We start from the raw sequence: 1,095 nt of genomic DNA, 5'->3' as shown, positions 1-1,095 counted from the left end.
GCATTCACCATTACCAGTCAGAACTATGGTGCCGATGGTGCGGGGAGTGTCAGTGCCAGCTATGCATTGACCATGATCGCCGCAGAGGGCACTTCCTCGGGGCTGAGCAGCGACGGCGCTACCGTCTATCTCTATGAGAGTGGCGGGGTGATCTACGGCTCGACCTCGGCCAGTGAGGCGGGCGTCGACCCGAGCAATACCATCTTCACCTTGTCGGTGAACTCGGCGACTGGCCAGGTCACCCTGACCCAGTTCGAGGAAATCGACCACAGCGCCCCGGGTGTCGGCAGCAACTACAGCAACCAGGAAGCCGTGCTGGGTAGCGGCCTCGTAGGCCTGAAGGGCACGGTCGTCATCACCGACGGTGACGGCGATACCGCCAGCGCCGACAAGACCCTCGACCTGGGCGGCAAGGTGGCCTTCGATGACGACGGTCCCAGCATCACGCTGGGCTTCGGAACCGCACCGGTGCCGACCCTGAATACCCAGGATGCCCAGACCATAGGCGCCAGTTCCGATACCGACTCCGGCAACTTCGGCGGTGCACTGGTCGTGTCTTCATCCAGCTATGGCGCGGATGGTCCCGGCAACATCGTCCAGTCGTACAGCCTCAACCTGCTGTCTGGCGGCAATGGGCCTCTGGCCTCTGGCATGAACAGCGCCGCAGGGCCCATCTACCTGTACAAGATCGGTGGTGAGATCGTCGGCTCGTCCTCGGCGACCCTTGTCGGGGTGGCTGCTGGCAATACCGTCTTCTCACTGGCGGTGAACTCGGGCACTGGCCAGATCACCCTGACCCAGTTCCAGGAGATCTTCCACGATGCGCCCGGCTCAGGCAGCAATTACAGCAACCAGGAGGAAGTGCTGCTCGCTGGCAAAATCGGCCTGACCCTGACCGCCACCATCACCGATGGTGACGGCGACTTCGCCACCGCCGACAAGACCCTGGATCTGGGTGGCAAGATCGCCTTCGACGATGACGGCCCCTCGACCAGCTCCAACCTCGACGTACAGCTGGACGATGACGCCCTGGCGGGCGGTATCGCCGGCGGCCCGGCTGGCACCGATGATGCGGATGCGCTGAATGTCAGCGGT

At 63.5% G+C, this 1,095-nt stretch carries 1 protein-coding gene; it reads left to right on the top strand.

Going from position 1 to position 1,095, the window contains the following annotated elements:
• Nucleotides 1-9: 9 nt before the first annotated feature.
• A partial coding sequence (locus PA6_RS22225; protein WP_255209955.1) for a DUF5801 repeats-in-toxin domain-containing protein occupies nucleotides 10-1,095 on the top strand: 1,086 nt, incomplete at its 3' end.

This window comes from Aquipseudomonas alcaligenes NBRC 14159 (assembly GCF_000467105.1).
Lineage (GTDB): Bacteria > Pseudomonadota > Gammaproteobacteria > Pseudomonadales > Pseudomonadaceae > Aquipseudomonas > Aquipseudomonas alcaligenes.
Note: the sequence above shows the minus strand (reverse complement) of the source record. Positions and strands in the feature narration are given on the sequence as shown.